The organism is Pantoea sp. WEP, assembly GCF_041678305.1.
GTDB lineage: Bacteria > Pseudomonadota > Gammaproteobacteria > Enterobacterales > Enterobacteriaceae > Pantoea > Pantoea dispersa.
The window spans coordinates 3,708,172-3,727,764 of record NZ_JBGNXB010000001.1 but is presented as its reverse complement, the minus strand read 5'-3'; the positions used below and the strand labels follow the sequence as shown (position 1 = coordinate 3,727,764).

The 19,593-nt window shown below is 60.8% G+C and carries 11 protein-coding genes; 9 read left to right on the top strand and 2 right to left on the bottom strand.

Annotated features, from left to right (window positions below; all coding sequences use genetic code 11):
- Nucleotides 1-86 precede the first annotated feature (86 nt).
- Complete coding sequence (locus ABVR31_RS17425) at nucleotides 87-6,146, top strand: autotransporter outer membrane beta-barrel domain-containing protein (protein WP_372773677.1); 6,060 nt, start codon at nucleotides 87-89, stop codon at nucleotides 6,144-6,146.
- Nucleotides 6,147-6,519: 373 nt separating this feature from the next.
- On the top strand, nucleotides 6,520-8,064 hold the full coding sequence (locus ABVR31_RS17420) for a methyl-accepting chemotaxis protein (protein WP_372773675.1): 1,545 nt from the start codon (nucleotides 6,520-6,522) through the stop codon (nucleotides 8,062-8,064).
- A 3-nt stretch (nucleotides 8,065-8,067) separates the two neighbouring features.
- Here the strand turns inward: ABVR31_RS17420 and ABVR31_RS17415 are convergent, their stop codons facing one another.
- A complete protein-coding gene (locus ABVR31_RS17415) occupies nucleotides 8,068-9,024 on the bottom strand; it encodes an AraC family transcriptional regulator (RefSeq protein WP_021507815.1) in 957 nt (318 codons plus the stop codon).
- Between the two features lie 102 nt (nucleotides 9,025-9,126).
- On the opposite strand from ABVR31_RS17415, the gene ABVR31_RS17410 reads away from it, so the two are divergent.
- The 4 genes from ABVR31_RS17410 (at nucleotide 9,127) to ABVR31_RS17395 (ending at nucleotide 13,844) form a co-directional block, all read left to right on the top strand.
- Nucleotides 9,127-10,314 carry an MFS transporter gene (locus ABVR31_RS17410; RefSeq protein ID WP_058757539.1) on the top strand — a complete coding sequence of 396 codons (1,188 nt, stop codon included), beginning with the start codon at nucleotides 9,127-9,129 and terminating at the stop codon, nucleotides 10,312-10,314.
- A 291-nt stretch (nucleotides 10,315-10,605) separates the two neighbouring features.
- Complete coding sequence (locus tag ABVR31_RS17405) at nucleotides 10,606-10,815, top strand: DUF1471 domain-containing protein (RefSeq protein ID WP_058757538.1); 210 nt, start codon at nucleotides 10,606-10,608, stop codon at nucleotides 10,813-10,815.
- 211 nt (nucleotides 10,816-11,026) lie between these two features.
- The gene (locus ABVR31_RS17400; protein ID WP_222951368.1) at nucleotides 11,027-12,082 is read left to right on the top strand and encodes a YncE family protein; all 1,056 of its coding nucleotides are present in this window, start codon (nucleotides 11,027-11,029) and stop codon (nucleotides 12,080-12,082) included.
- Nucleotides 12,083-12,203: 121 nt separating this feature from the next.
- On the top strand, nucleotides 12,204-13,844 hold the full coding sequence (locus ABVR31_RS17395; RefSeq protein ID WP_372773672.1) for a dihydroxyacetone kinase subunit DhaK: 1,641 nt from the start codon (nucleotides 12,204-12,206) through the stop codon (nucleotides 13,842-13,844).
- A 202-nt stretch (nucleotides 13,845-14,046) separates the two neighbouring features.
- On the opposite strand, the gene sbmA is transcribed toward ABVR31_RS17395, so the two are convergent.
- Nucleotides 14,047-15,282 carry a peptide antibiotic transporter SbmA gene (sbmA, locus tag ABVR31_RS17390; RefSeq protein ID WP_021507809.1) on the bottom strand — a complete coding sequence of 412 codons (1,236 nt, stop codon included), beginning with the start codon at nucleotides 15,280-15,282 and terminating at the stop codon, nucleotides 14,047-14,049.
- A gap of 294 nt (nucleotides 15,283-15,576) precedes the next feature.
- Here sbmA and ABVR31_RS17385 point away from each other — a divergent pair, with 294 nt between their 5' ends.
- Genes ABVR31_RS17385 through ABVR31_RS17375 form a run of 3 tightly spaced genes read left to right on the top strand, consistent with a single transcriptional unit; the run spans nucleotide 15,577 to nucleotide 19,432 of the window.
- Entirely contained in the window at nucleotides 15,577-16,314 is a 738-nt protein-coding gene (locus ABVR31_RS17385; RefSeq protein WP_058780874.1) for a gluconate 2-dehydrogenase subunit 3 family protein, read from the top strand.
- Between the two features lie 2 nt (nucleotides 16,315-16,316).
- The gene (locus ABVR31_RS17380; RefSeq protein ID WP_021507807.1) at nucleotides 16,317-18,101 is read left to right on the top strand and encodes a GMC family oxidoreductase; all 1,785 of its coding nucleotides are present in this window, start codon (nucleotides 16,317-16,319) and stop codon (nucleotides 18,099-18,101) included.
- An 11-nt stretch (nucleotides 18,102-18,112) separates the two neighbouring features.
- Entirely contained in the window at nucleotides 18,113-19,432 is a 1,320-nt protein-coding gene (locus ABVR31_RS17375; protein ID WP_372773669.1) for a cytochrome c, read from the top strand.
- Nucleotides 19,433-19,593 lie beyond the last annotated feature (161 nt).

Sequence of the window (19,593 nt, the reverse complement as noted above, 5' to 3'; positions counted from 1 at the left end):
GAAAATAGAGTTCGCCCATCTGCCCCTTTGTTCTTTTTTTCGCTGTGCTTTCACAGCGTCGCTGATTGCTTGTTACTGGAGGTTGTATGAGATTCACACGGAATCCCATTGCGTTAGGGATCGTCGCTGCGCAGGCGGTGTTTTATTTCCCCGGCGTGGGGGAAGCGGCAACACTGGGCACGTATAATCCGCGCGATAACGACCAGCAGAGCGGCGCGCTGATCGTTAACGGCGGTAGCGCAACCTTAACCGGTAATCAGGCGTTTGAGCCGGGCATCGACGGGGCGGTCAACACCACGCTCGGCCAGGTGACCATCGCGGCGGGCGCACAATACCTTAATCAGGCACGTCTCGATCCCGGTCCGCAAAACCTGGCCATCACCGTGCCGGATCCCACTACCGGCGGCAACACCACCTTTCAGGTGTTTGATTCCGCCAGCCTGGTGGCGCAGGCACCGGTTACCGCCAGCACGGTGGTGCCGGATCTGCAAAACGTGAATGACAATCAGTATATCGACGCGCGCATCGCCGACGTCAGCGGCAGTGGCAGTTCGCTGGATGTCAGCATTGGTCAGGCTAACGCCAACAGCAGCGCCAGCACCAACGCCTGGACCATGGCGGCCAAAAACACCACGCTGTTTCAGGTCAGTAACGGCGGCACCCTCAACTGGAACAACAACAACCGCATCACCTTCAATGGTTCTGCGGCCAACGTTTCCGGCGGCCAGGTGACCGACAGCCTGGCGGTACAAAACCTTGCGACCTATAACGGCAGCTTTCGCGTGCAGACGCTGGACGGCAAAACCACCGCCTTCAACGTCACCAATGCCAGCCAGCTGCAAAGCTACAATAACTGGCTGGTGAGCCAGCTGCAGGCCGGCAATCTCGCGCCGGCCAGCTACCTCAGCGCGTTCAATCAGGCGGTCACTATCACCAACGGCGATATTGTCTATAACGTCAGCGCCACTGCGCCGGATGAAGTGACGCAGCCGATAGGTAGCCGCGTGGTGATCAATGCCGAAGGCGCCGGTTCGCAGGTCACTATCGCCGCCGGTAAAACGCTGGAAGTGGTAGGGGCCAGCGATGGCGCGGTACGCGTGGCCAATGGGGCCAATGCCACCATCGATGGGAAACTGGCGAGCCGCGGCACTGCACTGGCGCTGGATGGCGCGACGGCTACCAACAGCAGCAGCGGCGTTATCAACGGCGGCTTCCTCAACCGTATTGATGGCACCGGCGTCGGCGCGGCCAGCAACAACGCCACGGCGGTAACGGTGCAAAACGGCGGTGATTTCACCAACAATGGCGTGCTTAACCTCGGTACCACCGGCAGCAATCTGACCAACGGCGTGGCGGGCATCCGCCTTGATGCCAATGCGCAGGCCAGCAACAGCGGCAATATCAACGTGGGCGTCAACGGTTCCAGCGCGCGCGGCACCACCTCCGGCGTGCTGCTCACCAGCGACAGCAGCCGATTTACCAACAACAGCGGCGGCACGATTTACCTCGGGCGAGGCGCGCAGAACAGCCTGAGCGACAACGTGGCGGAGACCGCCCTGAACCAGAGCGGGCTGACCAGCGGCATTGCACTGCTGGCCAACGGCAGCGCCACCAACGACGGGGCGATTGTGATTGGCTCGCGCGTACAGAACGCCGCCGGGATGTCGGTCAGCGGTGCCAGCAATGCCACGCTGATCAACAGCGGCACCATCGACGTCAATGGCAGCGCTGCGCGCGTGCCGCGCGAGAACGTTGGGATGCTGGTCACTAACAGCAACGGTACGCTGGAGAATCGCGGCACCATCAACCTCAACGGCGTTAACGGCACCGGCCTGAAAGTGCTGGCCACCAGTGGTAACAGCGCCGCCGCCAGCTCCACCGGGACCATCAATGTGGCGGGCGGAGCCGATCCTGCCAGCGGCACACGCAACTTTGGCGTGTGGGTGGAAGGCCAGGGCAGCGGCACTGCCGCAGCAAACGTGGACGGGCCGATTAACCTCACCGGCAACGGCGCGATTGGCGTGCACGCGCGCGGCAACGCCACGGTTAACGTCACGCAGAATGCCATTCCCCGTTTCAGCACCGGCAGCAATCAAATTGGTTTTTTTGCCTATGGCCCGAATGCGCTGATCAACGTGGACGACAACAACGCGTTTGACGTCACCACCACTAACTCGACGCTCTTCCGCATCGAACAGGGCGCGACGTTTGACGGGACTAATACCACGCTGACCGCCTCCGGCGCGGGTGCGGTGGCGGTGAACGGCACCGGCGGTGGCGGAACATTGGTGAAGACCAACAACGCCACGATTAACGTTAGCGGCACCGGTGCCACCGGCGTCAATATCGAGGGCGGTGCGCAGGGCAACATTGACGCGGCGACCACCATTACCCTCAGTGGCAGCAACGCCACGGGCGCGATTGCCGACGGGCAGAAACATACGCTGACCGGTGCCAACAGCCGTGCGCCGGTCGCCAGCACGCGGCTGACCTCCGCCGCAGAACTCAATTCGGCGCAGAACGGCATTACCGGCTATCTGGCTCGCAACCGCGCGCAGCTCAGCAACAGCGGCAACATCAACTTCAGCGGGGCCAATACCACTGGCCTGCGCGTGGAGAGCGGGGCGACCGGCAGCAACAGCGGCAACATCAGCATCAGCGACGGCGGCACCGGAATCGCGGTGAACAGCGCGGGCAGCACCTTCGCTACCACCGCCAGCAACAGCGGCAACATCGACGTCAATGGCGGCAGCAGCACCCGCCGTACGCGCGGCGTCAGCGCCAGCGGTAGCCAGGCCGTGGCGAACCTCAACGGCGGTACGCTCACGCTCAACGGCAGTGGTGCCATCGGCGCCGAAGCGCTGGACGGTGCGCTGGTGAATATCGCCGCCGGATCGACGCCGATCTTTAACAATAGCGACCAGATCGCCTATCACGCTGCGGGTAACGGTTCACGCATCCGCGCCGCCACCAGCGCGCTGGATGTCAGCACGCGTGGTTCCACCGGCTACCGCCTTGACGACGGCGCGGCACTGAGCTTCAGCACGCCGAACAGCCTGAGCGCCAGCGCCGCCAGCAGCACCGGCGTGATTGTTTCCGGCAGCGGCAGTAACCTCAACAGCGCCAACCTCAATCTGACCGCCAGCGGCGAGGAGAGCACCGCCGTGCGCGTCGAGGGCGGCGCAGCGGCGACGCTCGACGGCAGCAGCACCATCACGCTCAGCGGCAACAACGCGGTGGGCGTGCTGGTGAATACGCTGCGCAGCGATCTCAGTAATGCGCTGGACGGCAGCGCTGCCGCCACCCGCGTCACCAGCAACGCCCGCATCAGCGGCGCTGGCAACGGTGCCGTTGGCTTTGACCTGACCAACGGCGCGGCACTGGAGAACAATGGCGCACTGACGCTGACCGGCAGCAACAGCGTCGGCATGCGATCGCGCGCCGGCAGCACGCTGACCAACAATGGCGTGGTTAACGTCAGCAGCGGCACCGGGTTAGACGTCGGCGGCAGCGGCACCACGCTGGCGCAGGGCGGCAGCATCAATGTTGATAACGGCGTGGCCGGCGTGCGCATCAGCGACGGCGCACAGCTGGCGCTGACTGGCAGCGATACGCTGATCACCACGCGCGGCACGGCGCATGGCATTTTGCTCGACAGCGGCGCGGCGGCGCTCAGCGCGCGCGACGCCACCATCAACGTACTGGGCAGCGGCAATGGCATCGAAAACCGCGCGGAGCTGGACAACGTTAGCCTGAGCAACCTGACGCTTAACGTCGGCGATGGCAACGGCATCCGCACTGCCGTCGCGTTCGATCCTGCCTCCACCGTGACCACCAATGTAACCGGCAGCGGTAACGGCCTGACTATCGCCAACGCCGATGGATCGACCACCGGCGGCGATCTGACGCTGGCTTCGGGTTACGTTTTCAATGTTACCGGCGCCGGCGGCACCGGGATTCGCGCCAACACCACGGGAAATATCGTCACCGCTGCCAGCGTCAATATCACTAATGCGGCAGGCGGTTCGGCGCTGGTCTCCAGCACCGCCGGCACCATCGTCAACCGCGGCACGCTGCGCTCCAGCAGCCTGACGGCACCGGTGGTCGATCTGCGCGGTGGCAAAACGGTGTTTGAGAATCTCGGTACTATCGTGACGGCCACGGCGCAAAGCGTGGCGGTGGCGGGCAGTAACGCCGACGATGTGATTTTGCTGACCCAGGGTGACGTGCTGGGCGACATCAATCCTGGCGGCGGCAGTGACACGTTCCGCTGGACCGGCGGCACGCTCAACGGCAGCCTGACCATGGGCGCAGACAACAACAATATTGCCGACGTCAGCGGCGTCGATCTCAGCACCACTTACCATCTCACCAGCGGCAACGGCACCGGTAACAGCCTGACCTTTGACCAGATTACGGCGCGCGGCGGCAGCTTCAGCGCGGATGACCTGAGCAAAGGCGTTAACCTCGGCAGCGGCTGGAGCATCATTAACTTCGCGGATAGCCGCTGGACGCTGACCGACAATCTGCAGCTGGCGCACAGCACCATTAACATTGATGGGCGCTCAACGCTGTATGCCGGTGACAACGTGCATCCCACGCTGGCGGGCGGCACAGCGGATTCGCTGCAGGTAAATAACAGCGGCACGCTGGATCTCACCAATGGCAGCGGTTCGCCGGGCAATACGCTGGACATCAACGGCTCGCTGGCGTCGATGGGCGGTCAGGCGAATCTGGTGACGCGCCTGAATGAGGGCGGCACGCTGAGCAACCAGTTTAACGACCACATCAACGTCAGCGGTAATGCCAGCGGCACCACGCTGCTCAACGTCAGGCTCGATGCGGCAAGCAGCGCGGCGCTCACCGATCGCAACCGCAACGGCGGCATTGAGGGCAACGAAGGCATTTCGCTGGCGCAGGTAGGCGGCAACGCCGGCCAGAACAGCTTTGCGCTCAGGGATGGCTATCTCGGCGCCGGACCGTGGCAGTACCGGCTGTACAGCTTCGCGCCGGGCAGCAGCGATCCGGCGCAGCGCCTGCTGAGCGGCAGCGGCAACAATTACTGGGACTACCGGCTGGCAAACTACTACGTGTGCGAGGACAGCGACAGCTGCCAGCCGGCGCTGGTGACCAGCGGATTTGGTACGCCACAGCGCTACGATGCGCGTCCGGCGGTGGTGCCGCAGGTGCCCTCGTACATTTCGGCACCGGTTGGCCTCGCCTATTACACCGCCGCGATTATTGATGACCTGCACAAGCGTCTCGGCGAACTGCGTCACGAGCAGACGCGCCCGGCGGGTAACGGCGGTGAGATGTTCCTGCGCTACATCGGCTCAAACCTGAAATACAAAAGCGACCGCAGCTTTAGCGATTACGGCTACGGGTTTGATCTCGATTACAGCGCGGTGCAGCTTGGCGGCAACCTGCTGCGTCTCGACGGTGAGCAGGACAGCCTGCGCGGCGGCGTGGCCTACACCCGCGGCAATACGCGCATTCGTCCGCAGGCGGCAGACGGTTACAGCAGCACCAGCTTCGATAGCGACAGCCTGGCGCTGTACGGCACCTGGCAGCGCCAGAGCGGCTTTTACCTTGACGGCGTGCTGTCGTTTGACTGGCATCGTGGTGAAACCGACATTGCGCGCCAGCAGCGCGAGGCCAGGCTGAAGGGCCACGGCTGGAGCGCCTCGCTGGAGAGCGGTTATCCGTTTGAACTCGGCGAGGGCTACAAGCTGGAGCCGCAGGCGCAGCTGATGTACCTGAAACTGAACATGAATGATTTCACGGACGAGGACAATAACCAGGTGCGCTATGGCGATTATCACCAGACGATTGGCCGTCTCGGCGCGCGTCTCGACCGCAGCTGGACCGATGACAGCAACCGCCAGTACACGCCTTATCTGCGCGCGAATTATTACAAAGGCTGGGGCGGTACGGCGCAGACATCGGTGTCGGCAGCCGATAACCCGGCGCTCGGCGCCAGCTTCAGCAGCGGTAATTTTGGCCAGATGTGGGAAGTGGGTGCCGGCGGCACGGTGACGCTGCAGCAGGATGTGTCGCTGTACGCCGAAGCGGATTACCGCAAGGAGTTCGACGGCAACGGCGCCAGAGGCTGGCGTTACAACCTTGGCGTGCGCTGGCAGTTCTGACAGTATGTGCGCATGACGCGGTCGCCGTGAACGGTGTAATGCCGACCGGTCAGGGCAGCCGCAAATCGCACAAAATTTGTAGCGGCGCGATTTATCGCGCAATAAATTGCGCCGCTACCAAATGTGCAACGATTGTCGAACAGTTTGAGGTTCAACTGACAAACTTATCGTACTCAGCCAAAGCTCGATCTCATTTACCCTAAATGATTTTTTATCGATCCCGCCCGCGGCCAGAACTGTGAAGCGCCGCGCACTCCGGCTTTATTAAGAACAAAAATTAAATAGCCGCGCTAAAGCCAGGCCATTGTGCTGCCGAAAAGGTAAAAAAGTATTATCGATTTCTCTTCAGCCTGCGTTTTGCAAGGACTCACACATGCGTAATAACCAGCCCATCACCCAGCGTGAATTCGTCTTTGACGATCGCGCCACGCTGATGTCGACCACCGATCTCAACAGCCACATTACCTACGCCAACGACGCCTTTATTGAGGTCAGCGGATTCAGCCCGGAGGAGGTCAACGGCCAGCCACACAACATGGTGCGTCATCCGGATATGCCGCCGGAAGCGTTCGCCGATATGTGGAGCACGCTGAAGCAGGGCGAACCCTGGACCGCGCTGGTCAAGAACCGGCGCAAGAATGGCGATCACTACTGGGTGCGCGCCAATGCCATTCCGGTGGTGCGCGAGGGCAAGCTGCAGGGCTATATGTCGGTACGCACCAAACCGTCGGCGGAGGAGGTCCATCAGTGCGAGGCGCTGTACCGTGATTTTCGTGAAGGACGTGCCAAAGGGCGTCGCTTTCATAAGGGACTGATTGTTGGCAGCGGCTGGCGGCGGCTGACCTCAGTGCTGAAAACGCTGCCGCTGCGCTGGCGCATCCGCAGTACGCTGATCGCGCTGCTGCCGTTGTCGGTGCTGAGCGTCTGGCTGCTGGGCATGGCACCGCTGGCGATCGGCTGCTTCAGCGGCGGCATGGCCGGGCTGCTGCTGCTGGCCAGTCTGTGGCTGGAGCAGCAGATTTCGCGCCCGATGGAGCGCATGTGCCGCCAGGCGCTGAGCGTGGCCACCGGCGCCAGCCACAAAGTCGAGCACATCGATCGGGTGGATGAGATCGGCATGACGCAGCGCGCTATCGGCCAGCTGGGCCTGATGTTCCGCTGGCTGGTGGATGACGTCAGCGGCCAGGCGATCAACGTCCTGAGTGCCAGCGACGCCATCGCGCGCAGCAATGATGAACTGAGCCGTCGCACCGAGCAGGCGGCGGCGAACGTGCAGCAAACGGCGGCGACCATGAACGAAATGACCGCCACGGTCAAAAGCAACACGGAAACCGCCAGCGAAGTGAATACGCTGTCGGCCAGCACCAGCGCAGCGGCGATCAAAGGCGGTGAAGTGATGCAGGAGATGGTCGGCATGATGGCGGAAATTGCCGACAGCTCGAAGCGTATCGCCAACATCACCAGCGTGATTGACGGTATCGCTTTCCAGACCAATATTCTGGCGCTGAACGCGGCGGTGGAAGCGGCACGTGCCGGTGAGCAGGGCAAGGGCTTTGCGGTGGTGGCGGGCGAGGTGCGCAGTCTGGCACAGCGCAGCGCCAAAGCCGCCAGCGAGATCAAAAACCTGGTGGAAACCAGCGCCGGCCGCGTGCAGTCGGGCAGCGATCACGCCGATGCGGCCGGCCACACGATGCAGGCGATTGTCGATCAGGTGCAGAATGTCACCGCCCTGATCGCGCAAATCAGCGCGGCGACGGCCGAACAATCCATCGCGCTGAGCGAAGTCAGTAGCGCGGTGGAGGATCTCGACGACATCACCCATCAGAACGCGGCGCGCGTGGCGGAAGGCGCGGAAGCCTCCGGCCGAATGGCGCATCAGGCCAACCGGCTGGTTGAAGCGATCAGCGTGTTTCGCTAAGTTTCACGACGCTTCACGTCCGGCGCGCAGTGCGCCGGGCGGTGTGCCGACAATGCGTTTGAAGGCGCGACTGAAGGCGGCCAGTGAACCGTAACCGAGGTGGAACGCCACGCTCTCCACCGCTTCGCCATCGTTAACTATGCGCTCCACTGCCAGACGCATGCGCAGTTCGGTGAGGTAGCGCAGCGGCGTCATGCCGGTGGCGTTTTGAAAGCGCGCGGCAAACACCGAGCGTGAGCTGCCGGATTCGCGCGCCAGCCGCTCCACCGTCCAGTTTTCGCCGGGCGCGCGGTGCATGGCCGCCATCGCCAGGCTGAGGCGCGGATCGCGCAGGGCCTGCACCAGCCCGCTGCCCTGACCACAGCCATTCTCCACCCAGCCCCGTACAATTTGCGCCGCCACCACATCGGCCAGCCGCGACAAAATGCCGGCAAAGCCCGCCTTGCGCTGACGCGTTTCACGCTCCATGGCATCCAGAATCGGCTGGATTTCCGGGTATTGCGCCAGTAGCGTGCTGACCAGCATCACGTCCGGCATGGTGTGCACCAGCGGCTGCATGCCGCCCAGCTCAAACGCCATGCAGGCGCTGAATAAAATCACATCGCTGTCGTCCGGGCAGGCATCCGCGTCCGGCGCATCGTTAATCGCGCACACGCTGTCACAGATGGGTTTGCTGTTAAACGTGGCGATTGGCACGCACACCGCATCTTCGCCGGAGATCAGCGCGTGTGGCTTACCGTGCGGAATCAGCAGTGCATCGCCCGCCTGCAGCGGATAGACGGTGCCGGAAGCGGAGCGAATCAGCAGCGAGCCGCGGCCAACAAAGTGCAGCTGTGCCTTGCCCGGCGCGTCATCATATTGCAGGCCAAACGGCGCATGCAGCGCGATGCGCTGATATTTGACGCCGTACAGGCGCATGCCCATCAGCAGTTCGCTGGTCAAATCTTCATAGCGGCTCATACAATCCAGACGAATTATCAAAAAACAAAGTTTCTGTATCATAGATCGTCTTGCGTCGTCTCTCTATGCTTACAGCCTGATATTTTGTGATGGGGATCGCAGATGAGTCTGGATACTGAAGTAGTGGAAACAAGCATTGCGGTAGAGAAACCCGCATGGGGCGCGGTGTTCGCCATGGCGTTTGGCGTCTTCGGCCTGATCACCGCAGAATTTCTGCCGGTGAGCTTGCTGACACCGATTGCCGACTCGCTGCGCGTCAGCGAAGGGCAGGCGGGCCAGACGGTCACGGTTACCGCGCTGGTGGCGCTGCTGACCAGCCTGGTGATTGGTAACGTCACGCGCCGCCTCGACCGCCGCCTGGTGATGCTGGCGTTCACGTTGCTGCTCATCGCCTCGGCGCTACTGGTGGCGTTTGCCGAAAATCTGCCGATGATTTTACTGGCGCGCGTGCTGCTCGGCATGGCGATTGGCGGCTTCTGGACGCTGTCGACCGCCATTACCATGCGGCTGGTGCCCGCCGATCAGGTGCCGCGCGCGCTGTCGATTGTGTTCAGCGGTATTTCGCTGGCCACCATCATTGCCGCGCCGCTGGGCAGCTATCTTGGCGGGCTGATTGGCTGGCGTAACATCTTCCTGCTGACCGGTGTTTTGGGCGTGCTGGCGCTGTTCTGGCAGTTCTTCACCCTGCCATCGATGCCGCCGGAGAACAAAGCGCGCAGCGGCGGCGTGCTGGACCTGCTGCGTCAGAGCGTGATGCGCTGGGGTATGCTGGCGGTGATCATGATGTTTACCGGCCATTTCGCCTTCTTTACCTATCTGCGCCCGTTCCTGGAAACCAGCGCGCAGCTGAATGTGAATCAGCTGTCGCTGGTGCTGCTGGCGTTCGGCGTGGCGAACTTCTTCGGTACCTCGCTGGCTGCGTGGCTGGTGACGCGCAGCGTGTCGCTGACGCTGACCGGCATGGCGCTGGTGATGAGCGTGACGGCGGTGCTGCTGGTGAGCTTTGGCCACGTCTCCTGGCTGGTGGCGAGCGGCGTCGCGCTGTGGGGGCTGGCGTTTGGTTCAATGCCGACTGGCTGGTCAACCTGGCTGTCGCGCGCGGTGCCGGACGACGCCGAATCGGGTGGCGGACTGCTGGTGGCCACTATTCAGCTGGCGATCACCGCCGGTGCGGCAGCCGGTGGCTGGATGTTCGATCTGCAGGGCGCGGGCGGCGTCTTCCTTGCCAGCGGCGTGCTGATGCTGCTGGCCGCCATCACCATCTTTACCCGCGTGCGGCATCACGGTTAAATCCGTTTACCGCCATCAGGCGCGCCGCGACACGCTTCAGGGTGTGTCGCGGTGCCGCTTTTGCCGCGTACGCCTAGTCTCACCAATCACAGCAATAAATCCTGCCTTTTATTCAAATCTTGGTTTTTTAACCCTTTGCGCACAGGTTGCGCTAAACGTGCTTTTTATAGTCAAAATATTCGAATGACTTAGGCAAATCTCTGCGCTTTTTTTTGATCGGTTGCCAGCCTATTATATCTCTCATCAAGGCGATGTCGCCTTATTTAATCAAACATCATTAAGGAAATGACCATGAAAACCATCAAAACTTTTGCTGCTGTTATTGCTCTCTCTGTTCTGCCATTTGCCAGCTTCGCGCAAAGCGTGACCGCTACCGCCTCTACGCTTGACGGTGCTGAAGCGCAAATCGCTGCTAAAGCGCAGGAACTTGGTGCTTCCTACAAAGTGACTGAAGCCAACTTCAACAACGGCGTTCACATGACTGCAGAACTGACCCAATAAGTTCGCCTTACCCTCTGTGCTGACAGGGTGCCTTCGGGCGCCCTGGCGGCGTTGCTAACGCCATAAAATCCTGTCCCTTTTCCGCATAAATGATTATTATTCGCAAAAACTAACATCCTTATCGGCTCGCCTCGGGCTGAATTTCCTATTGGTTGCAATGTCGGGCTTTCATTTCACTGCCGCACGGCGGTGGTTTTGCTATGGAGAAGTTATGAAAGCGAATAAAACAATGCAGTGGGCGCTGCGTCCGCTACTGGTGGCCACGGCGCTGCTGTCCTGCAGCGCGCTGCAGGCGGCGGAAACGCAGCCGCTCAATCAGCCGATCGCCAAAGGTGCCTACGAACTGGCCTTCAGTAACAGCGACAACGCGCTGTTCCTCGCCACGGCGCAAAACGCCGGCAATCCGCAGGGCGGTACCGTGTACCGTCTCGATCCGCAGAATCTGGCGGTGAAACAAACCATCAGCACTGAGCTGAAGACCTTTGGTGCCGCCATCAATCAGCACACCAACGTGCTGTACTTTGGCAACACGGTTAACGGCGCGCTGACGGCAGTGGATGCCAGCAGCGGTGAGGTGATCAACACGCTGGTGCTGGATGGCCGCAAGCGCGGTGACACGGTTCGTCCGCTGCAGCCGCGTGAACTGGTCGCGGATGCGCTAACCAATCGCGTGTACATCACCGGTCTCGGTGCGCAAAGCGTGGTGTGGGTGGTGGATGGCAAAACGCTGCAGCTCATCAGCACTATCCCGAATACCGGCAAAATGGGCACCGGGCTGGCACTGGATGCCGCCGCGCAGAAACTGTATGTCACCAATGCCGATGGCGAACTGGTCACCATCAATACCCGCCTGAACGCGATTGAAAAGCGCCAGAAAATTGACGGTGATAAAGAGCACTTTTTCCTGAACATTGCGCTGGATAGCAAAGGCCACCGCGCTTTCCTCAGCGATGCGAAGCAGCCGCAGGTGCTGGTACTGGATACCCGCACACAGCAGGTGATTCAGCGTATTGAGGTACCGGAATCGCTGGCGGTGCTGTTCAATGCTGACCGTGACGAGCTGTATGTCACGCACCGTAAAGCCGGTGAGATCAGCATCATCGATGCCAGCAGCTATAAAGTGAAACGCACGGTGAAAGCGCCGGGCCTGCCGAACAGCCTGGCGCTCTCCGCCGATGGCAATACGCTGTTCGTCAGCATCAAGCAGCCGGGCTCACGCAAGGAACCGCCAAAAAACCCGGACAGCGTGTTACGCATCGCGCTGTAGGGCGTAATTATCCGAAACTCAGGGGCGACGTGTGTCGCCCTTTGCATTTCCGGCCTTGATCCCCCCTTTCCCGCCCGGCTTACGCTACCTTTAGGACGACAACACCTAAGGGGAGAGTGCAATGAGCCAGTTTTTTATGCATGAAAAAAACGATCTGGTGAACGAAGCGATCGAAGGCGTGTTACTCAGCACACCGTGGCACAACCTGACCCGTCTCGATCTGGGCGATGAGATTCGCGTAGTGGTGCGTTCGGACTGGGATAAAAGCAAAGTCGCACTGATTTCCGGTGGTGGCTCCGGCCACGAACCAGCGCACGCGGGCTTTGTCGGCAAAGGGATGCTGACCGCTGCGGTGTGCGGCGATATCTTCGCCTCGCCGAGCGTTGATGCGGTGCTGAACGCCATCGTTAACGTCACCGGTGAGGCGGGCTGTCTGCTGATTGTGAAGAATTACACCGGTGACCGCCTCAACTTTGGCCTCGCAGCGGAGAAGGCGAAAAATCTTGGTTACAAGGTGGAGCTGGTGATGGTGCAGGACGATATCGCGCTGCCGGAAAATCCGCAGCCGCGCGGCATTGCCGGCACCGTGCTGGTGCACAAAATCGCTGGCTTCGCCGCGGAGCACGGCCAATCGCTCGACGAGGTTAAAGCGCTGGCGCAGCAGGCGATTGACGCCACGTTCTCCATCGGCCTGGCGTTTGCCACCTGTCACATTCCGGGTGAAAAGCGCGACGATCGCGTGGCAGCCGGTCATAGCGAGCTGGGGATGGGCATTCACGGTGAGCCGGGCGTGATCACGCTGGATACGCAAAACAGCCGCAAAATTACCAGCATCATGACCGATCAGCTGGCGCAGGCGCTGCCCGACGGCAAACAGGCACTGTTGATGATCAACAATCTCGGCGGCTTTTCCCAGCTGGAGCTGGCGCTGCTCACGCGCGAGGTACTGCAGTCGCCGCTGGCGGCACGCATCACCCATTTAATTGGCCCGGCAACCCTGGTCAGCGCGCTGGATATGAAAGGGTTTTCGCTGACGCTGCTGGCGCTGGAAGAGGCGTTTTTCGAGGCGCTGCATGCGCCTGTGCAGGTGCTGGGCTGGACGCCGATGTACGACTTTGCGCCCATCAGCCTGCAGCGCGCTGAACGCATCGGCAGCGTGCTGGATTTCGATCCTTCTGATAACGCTGAAGTGGCGCAGGTGGTTGAGCGCGTGACGCAGACGCTGATCGATCTGGAGAGTGAGCTGAATGCGCTGGATGCCAAAGTCGGCGATGGCGATACCGGCTCGACCTTTGCCGCCGGCGCGAAGAAAATCCAGCGCGGCCTGCGTGAACAGCAGCTACCGCTGGATGAGCTGCCTACGCTGCTGGCGCTGGTAGGCGAACAGCTGGCGACGGTGATGGGCGGATCGAGCGGCGTGCTGATGTCGATTCTGTTTACTTCGGCCGGACAGCAGCTGGAGGAGGGCAGCACGCTGCCGCAGGCGCTGATGCACGGGCTGGAACGGATGAAGCACTACGGCGGCGCGCAGCCGGGACATCGCACCCTGGTGGATGCGCTACAGCCGGCACTGGAGGCGTTAGCGGCCGGAGAGTCGCTGGCTGCGGCGGCGGCCGCTGCGCAACAGGGTGCCGACGCGACGGCGCAGATGCAGAGTGCGAAGGCAGGTCGTTCGGCTTATCTCAATCAGCAGAGCCTGGATGGCGTGAAGGATCCGGGCGCGTACGCTATCGAGAAGGTGTTTGCGGTGCTGGCGGGCTGAAGATGGGGCGGATGGGTGCGGGGTTTGCCCTCACCCTAACCCTCTCCCGCGGGCGGGAGAGGGGACTGTCCGGAGCGATGTCGAAGTACAGTGCGGTTCTGCACCCGGCCCTCACCCTAATCCTCTCCCGCGGGCTGGAGAGGGGACTGTCCGGAGTGATGTCGGAGTATAGCGCGCGCTCCTGCCGCCCAGCTTTTTCCGCTTACTCCGAGGCTTCGCGCAGCATCTCGTCGTGCGGAATATCCTGCAGAATCTGCTCGAAGCTGCGCAGACGTTTATAGATAGACATCAGCGTAATCAGCGTGGACCACGAGGTGATCAGATACTGGAATGAGGAGCGCACCTGGTCGAACACGTTGGTGATCTGGTTAAGCAGCCCCAGCGTGATGGTGCCCGCAACAATCGAGGGGAACAGCACGAACAGCCCGAACACATTGTCCACCTGCAGATAGAGAATGCGCGTGATGTTGAAATAGAGATAGTGGAAATAGAGGCGGAAATAGTTGTGACGCACGCGGCTGAACAGCTCCTGCACCGTAGGCGGCGCGGCGCGCTGCGGATCGTCCTCGCCGTACACCAGTTCTTTACGGTACGCGGCTTCCACCCGCTGATTGCGGAACTCCAGCCCCGGCAGTTTAATCCCCACCAGCGCCAGCAGCGCGGTACCAAACAGCGACCACAGCAGCGCGGCGATCACCAGCGCATAAGGGATATTGCCGAGGATCGGCACTTCTTTCACATGATGCGATAGCGTCACCAGTACCGGCAGAAACGCCACCAGCGTCATGATGGCCTGGATAAAGCTGATGCCCCAGTCCTGCAGCGTACTGGCGAAGCGCATGGTGTCTTCCTGCACACGCTGTGCGGCACCTTCTACCAGACGCAGGCGCTGCCAGTTATGCATGTAGTAGTTGTTCATCGCGGTACGCCAGCGGAACACCCAGTGGCTGACGAAAAACGAGTTCATCACGCCGATCACTACCGCGATCAGCGCAATGCCGAGAAACGCCAGCACCTGCACATAGAACTGATTGATGCTCACCGAGCCGGCTTTGGTCAGCGCCTGCTGAATCATGTCGTAAAACGGACCATACCAGGCGTTAACGCCGACGCCTACCTGCACGCCAAACCAGGTGACAAAGATAATCAGTAACGATCCCCATACCGACCAGCGCTGCCACGGATGGTTGTCGATGATGCGCCACACCAGCGCAAAGGCGCCGCCCATGATCCAGTAATAGGCATAAAACCACAGCTGGCTGGCGTGGATAAAGCGGCTGGCGTTGGTCGGCAGCGGCTGCTGCATCGCCGCCTGCAAAGCGGGAAAGCGCGCCGGAAAATCATTGAAAAAGCCAAACCAGGCAAAAATGGCAATCAGGCTCCAAATCGCGGCCGAGCTGAAAAACAGCGCCGGCCGCGGAAAATAGGACTTAAACATAGGCACTCCGCTGTTGTGTGTACTCTTTATACCGCTTCCGGCATTTATCTGTCTGTTGTCGGTTGTATCCGACGATGACAGCATCGCCGCATTTATGTAAAGCGGCAGAGTTAGTTGTTAAGTTTTTTGTGCTCATTTGTTTCGGGAAACTAAATTATTAACGGCGATGGTGTTACACTATGCCAACTGTTACCGGTAACAGTCTTGCTGTATCCCTTAAAACGCCAATAAAAATCATTACAACGCAACTACTTAACTTTCATGCCGCATTATATGCGGTAATGAGGCAATGTCATGTCAGAAGAAAAAAAGGGTCACACTCGCCGGGATTTCCTGCTGAGAACCATTACCCTGGCGCCGGCAATGGCGGTAGGCAGTACGGCGATGGGCGCACTGGTCGCGCCAATGGCCGCCGGTGCGGCAGCGTCGTCGGCCGCGGCGCCGCAGCAGGCGCGCGAGTATCAACCGGTGTGGTTTACCGCCGAAGAGTTTGCCTTCATCAAAGCCGCCGTGGCGCGCCTGATCCCCAACGATGAACGCGGTCCTGGCGCGCTGGAAGCCGGCGTACCGGAGTTTATCGATCGCCAGATGAATACGCCGTATGCCACCGGCAGCAACTGGTATATGCAGGGACCGTTCAATCCGGATCTGCCGAAAGAACTCGGCTATCAGCTGCCGCTGGTGCCGCAGCAGATCTACCGTCTCGGCCTGGCCGATGCCGATGGCTGGAGCAAACAGCAGCACGGCAAGGTATTTGCTGAGCTGACGCCCACGCAGCAGGACGCGCTGCTGAGCGCCTTCGAAAACGGCAGCGCGCAATTCCCGCAGGTGCCGGCCAAAACCTTCTTCGCCTTTCTGTTGCAAAACACCCGCGAGGGCTACTTCAGCGATCCGATCCACGGCGGCAATCAGGGCATGGTGGGCTGGAAGCTGATCGGCTTCCCTGGCGCACGCGCCGACTTTATGGATTGGGTAGAGCGCGGCGAACGTTATCCGTTCCCGTCAGTTGATATTCGCGGCGAGAGGGCGTAACCGTGGCAAATGCGTTAAAAAAAGTGGATGTGGCGATCGTCGGTTTCGGCTGGGCCGGGGCGATCATGGCGAAAGAGCTGACCGAGGCCGGTCTGCATGTGGTGGCGCTGGAGCGCGGGCCGCATCGCGATACCTATCCGGATGGATCCTATCCACAGTCGATTGATGAACTGACTTATAACATCCGCAAAAAGCTGTTCCAGGATCTGTCAAAAAGCACCGTAACTATCCGTCACGATGCCTCACAAACCGCCGTACCGTATCGTCAGCTGGCGGCATTCCTGCCGGGCACCGGCACCGGCGGCGCCGGGCTGCACTGGTCGGGCGTGCACTTCCGCGTCGACCCGGTCGAGCTGAACCTGCGCAGTCACTACGAGCAGCGTTACGGCAAAAACTTTATCCCGGAAGGCATGACCATTCAGGATTTCGGCGTCAGCTATGACGAGCTGGAACCGTTCTTCGATCAGGCGGAAAAAGTGTTCGGCACCTCCGGCAGCGCCTGGTCAATCAAGGGCAAAGTGGTGGGCAAAGAGAAAGGCGGCAACCCGTATGCGCCGGATCGCTCCAGCGACTTCCCGCTGCCCGCGCAGAAGCGCACCTGGTCGGCACAGCTGTTTGCCCAGGCGGCGGAATCGGTGGGCTATCACCCTTACGATATGCCGTCGGCTAACACCTCCGGTCCTTACACTAATACTTACGGCGCGCAGATGGGGCCGTGCAACTTCTGCGGCTACTGCAGCGGCTACGCCTGCTACATGTACTCCAAAGCGTCGCCGAACGTTAACATTCTGCCCGCGCTGCGCCAGGAGCCGAAGTTTGAGCTGCGCAACAACGCGTATGTGCTGCGCGTCAATCTGACCGACGATAAAAAACGCGCGACCGGCGTCACCTATCTGGACGGTCAGGGACGTGAAGTGGAGCAGCCGGCGGATCTGGTGATCCTCTCCGCCTTCCAGTTCCACAACGTGCACCTGATGCTGCTGTCCGGCATTGGCAAGCCGTACAACCCTATCAGCAACGAGGGTGTGGTCGGCCGTAACTTTGCCTACCAGAACATCTCCACGCTGAAGGCGCTGTTTGATAAAAACACCACCACCAATCCGTTCATCGGTGCCGGTGGCGCGGGTGTGGCGGTGGATGATTACAACGCCGATAACTTTGACCATGGTCCGTACGGCTTTGTCGGCGGTTCACCGTTCTGGGTCAACCAGGCGGGCACCAAGCCGATCTCCGGCCTGCCGACGCCAACAGGCACGCCGAACTGGGGCAGCCAGTGGAAAGCGGCGGTGGCGGATACCTATAACCATCACGTGTCGATGGATGCGCACGGCGCGCACCAGTCGTATCGCGCTAACTACCTCGATCTCGATCCCAACTACAAAGATGCTTACGGCCAGCCGCTGCTGCGTATGACTTTTGACTGGCAGGACAACGACATCAAAATGGCGCAGTTCATGATCGGCAAGATGCGCAAAATCACCGAAGCGATGAATCCGAAGATGATCATTGGCGGCGCGAAAGGGCCGGGTGCCCATTTCGATACCACCGTGTACCAGACCACACACATGAGTGGCGGCGCCATCATGGGCGAAGATCCTAAAACCAGCGCGGTGAACCGCTATCTGCAGAGCTGGGATGTGCCGAACGTATTTGTCGCCGGCGCTTCTGCCTTCCCGCAGGGACTGGGCTACAACCCCACCGGCATGGTGGCGGCGCTGAGCTACTGGTCCGCCAAAGCGATTCGTGAACAGTATCTGAAGAACCCCGGCCCGCTGGTACAGGCATAAGGAACATGGCGATGATCAAAAGTTTAACAGCCCTGTTGCTGGGCACCCTGTCGTTCGCCGCGCTGGCGGAGGACACCGCCGCCGATGCGCTGGTGCAGCGCGGTGAGTATCTGGCGCGCGCCGGTGACTGCGTCGCCTGCCACAGCACCGCAGGCGGCAAACCGTTTGCCGGCGGCCTGCCGATGGCGACGCCGATTGGCACCATCTACTCCACCAATATCACGCCGGATAAGGCAACCGGCATTGGTGACTACAGCTATGACGACTTCCAGAAAGCGGTGCGTCATGGCGTGGCGAAAAACGGCGACACGCTCTATCCGGCGATGCCCTATCCATCTTATGCGGTGGTCAGCGATGACGACATGAAGGCGCTGTATGCCTACTTCATGCACGGCGTGGCGCCGGTGACGCAGGCTAACAAAGAGAGTGACATTCCGTGGCCGCTGTCGATGCGCTGGCCGCTGGCGATCTGGCGCGGCCTGTTTGCGCCAGATGTGAAGGCGTTCCAGCCGGCAGCGCAGGAAGATCCGGCTCTGGCACGCGGTCGCTACCTGGTGGAAGGGCTGGGCCACTGCGGTGCCTGCCACACGCCGCGCAGCTTCACCATGCAGGAGAAGGCGCTGAATAACGGCCAGGGCAATGATTATCTTGCCGGCAGCAGCGCGCCGATTGACGGCTGGACCGCCAGCAACCTGCGCGGTGACAACCGCGATGGCCTGGGGCGCTGGAGCGAAGCGGATCTGCAGCAGTTCCTGCGCTATGGCCGTAACGATCACACGGCAGCGTTTGGTGGCATGACCGAGGTGGTGCAGCACAGCCTGCAGTATCTCAGCGATGCGGATATCAGCGCAATTGCCCGTTACCTGAAATCGCTCGGCGCGAAAGATCCGTCTCAGGCGGTGTTCCATGAGGATGACGCAGTGGCCCGGGCGCTGTGGAAAGGTGATGACAGCCAGCCGGGTGCCGGCGTGTATGTCGACAGCTGTGCGGCGTGTCATAAAACCGACGGCAGCGGCTATCAACGCTTCTATCCGGCACTGCGCGGGAATCCGGTGGTGATGGCAGAGGATCCGACGTCGCTGATTCACATCGTACTGGTCGGCGGCACGCTGCCGGGCGTGCAAGGCGCACCGACCGCGATCACCATGCCGGCGTTTGGCTGGCGTCTGAACGACAGTCAGGTGGCGGATGTGGTGAACTTTATCCGCAGCAACTGGGGCAACGGCGTGCAGACCAAAGTCACGGCGAAACAGGTGGCGAAACTGCGCCAGGATGACAGCGTGCAGCCAAAACAGGGCAGCGCGGATATCCGGGTGCTGGAAAAGCAGTAAGCCTGTCTTAAGCATTTCCTTCAGGTCATGACGCGGTTCATGGCCTGAAGAGTGCGAAAAATCCCACTTAAATTCATTACCTTAGATTTTCCTTTCAGACGTTTCTTGTAAGAGATTCCTTCCCCTGCGTTTAAAAATCCCTGCCGCTTATTAAGCGTTAC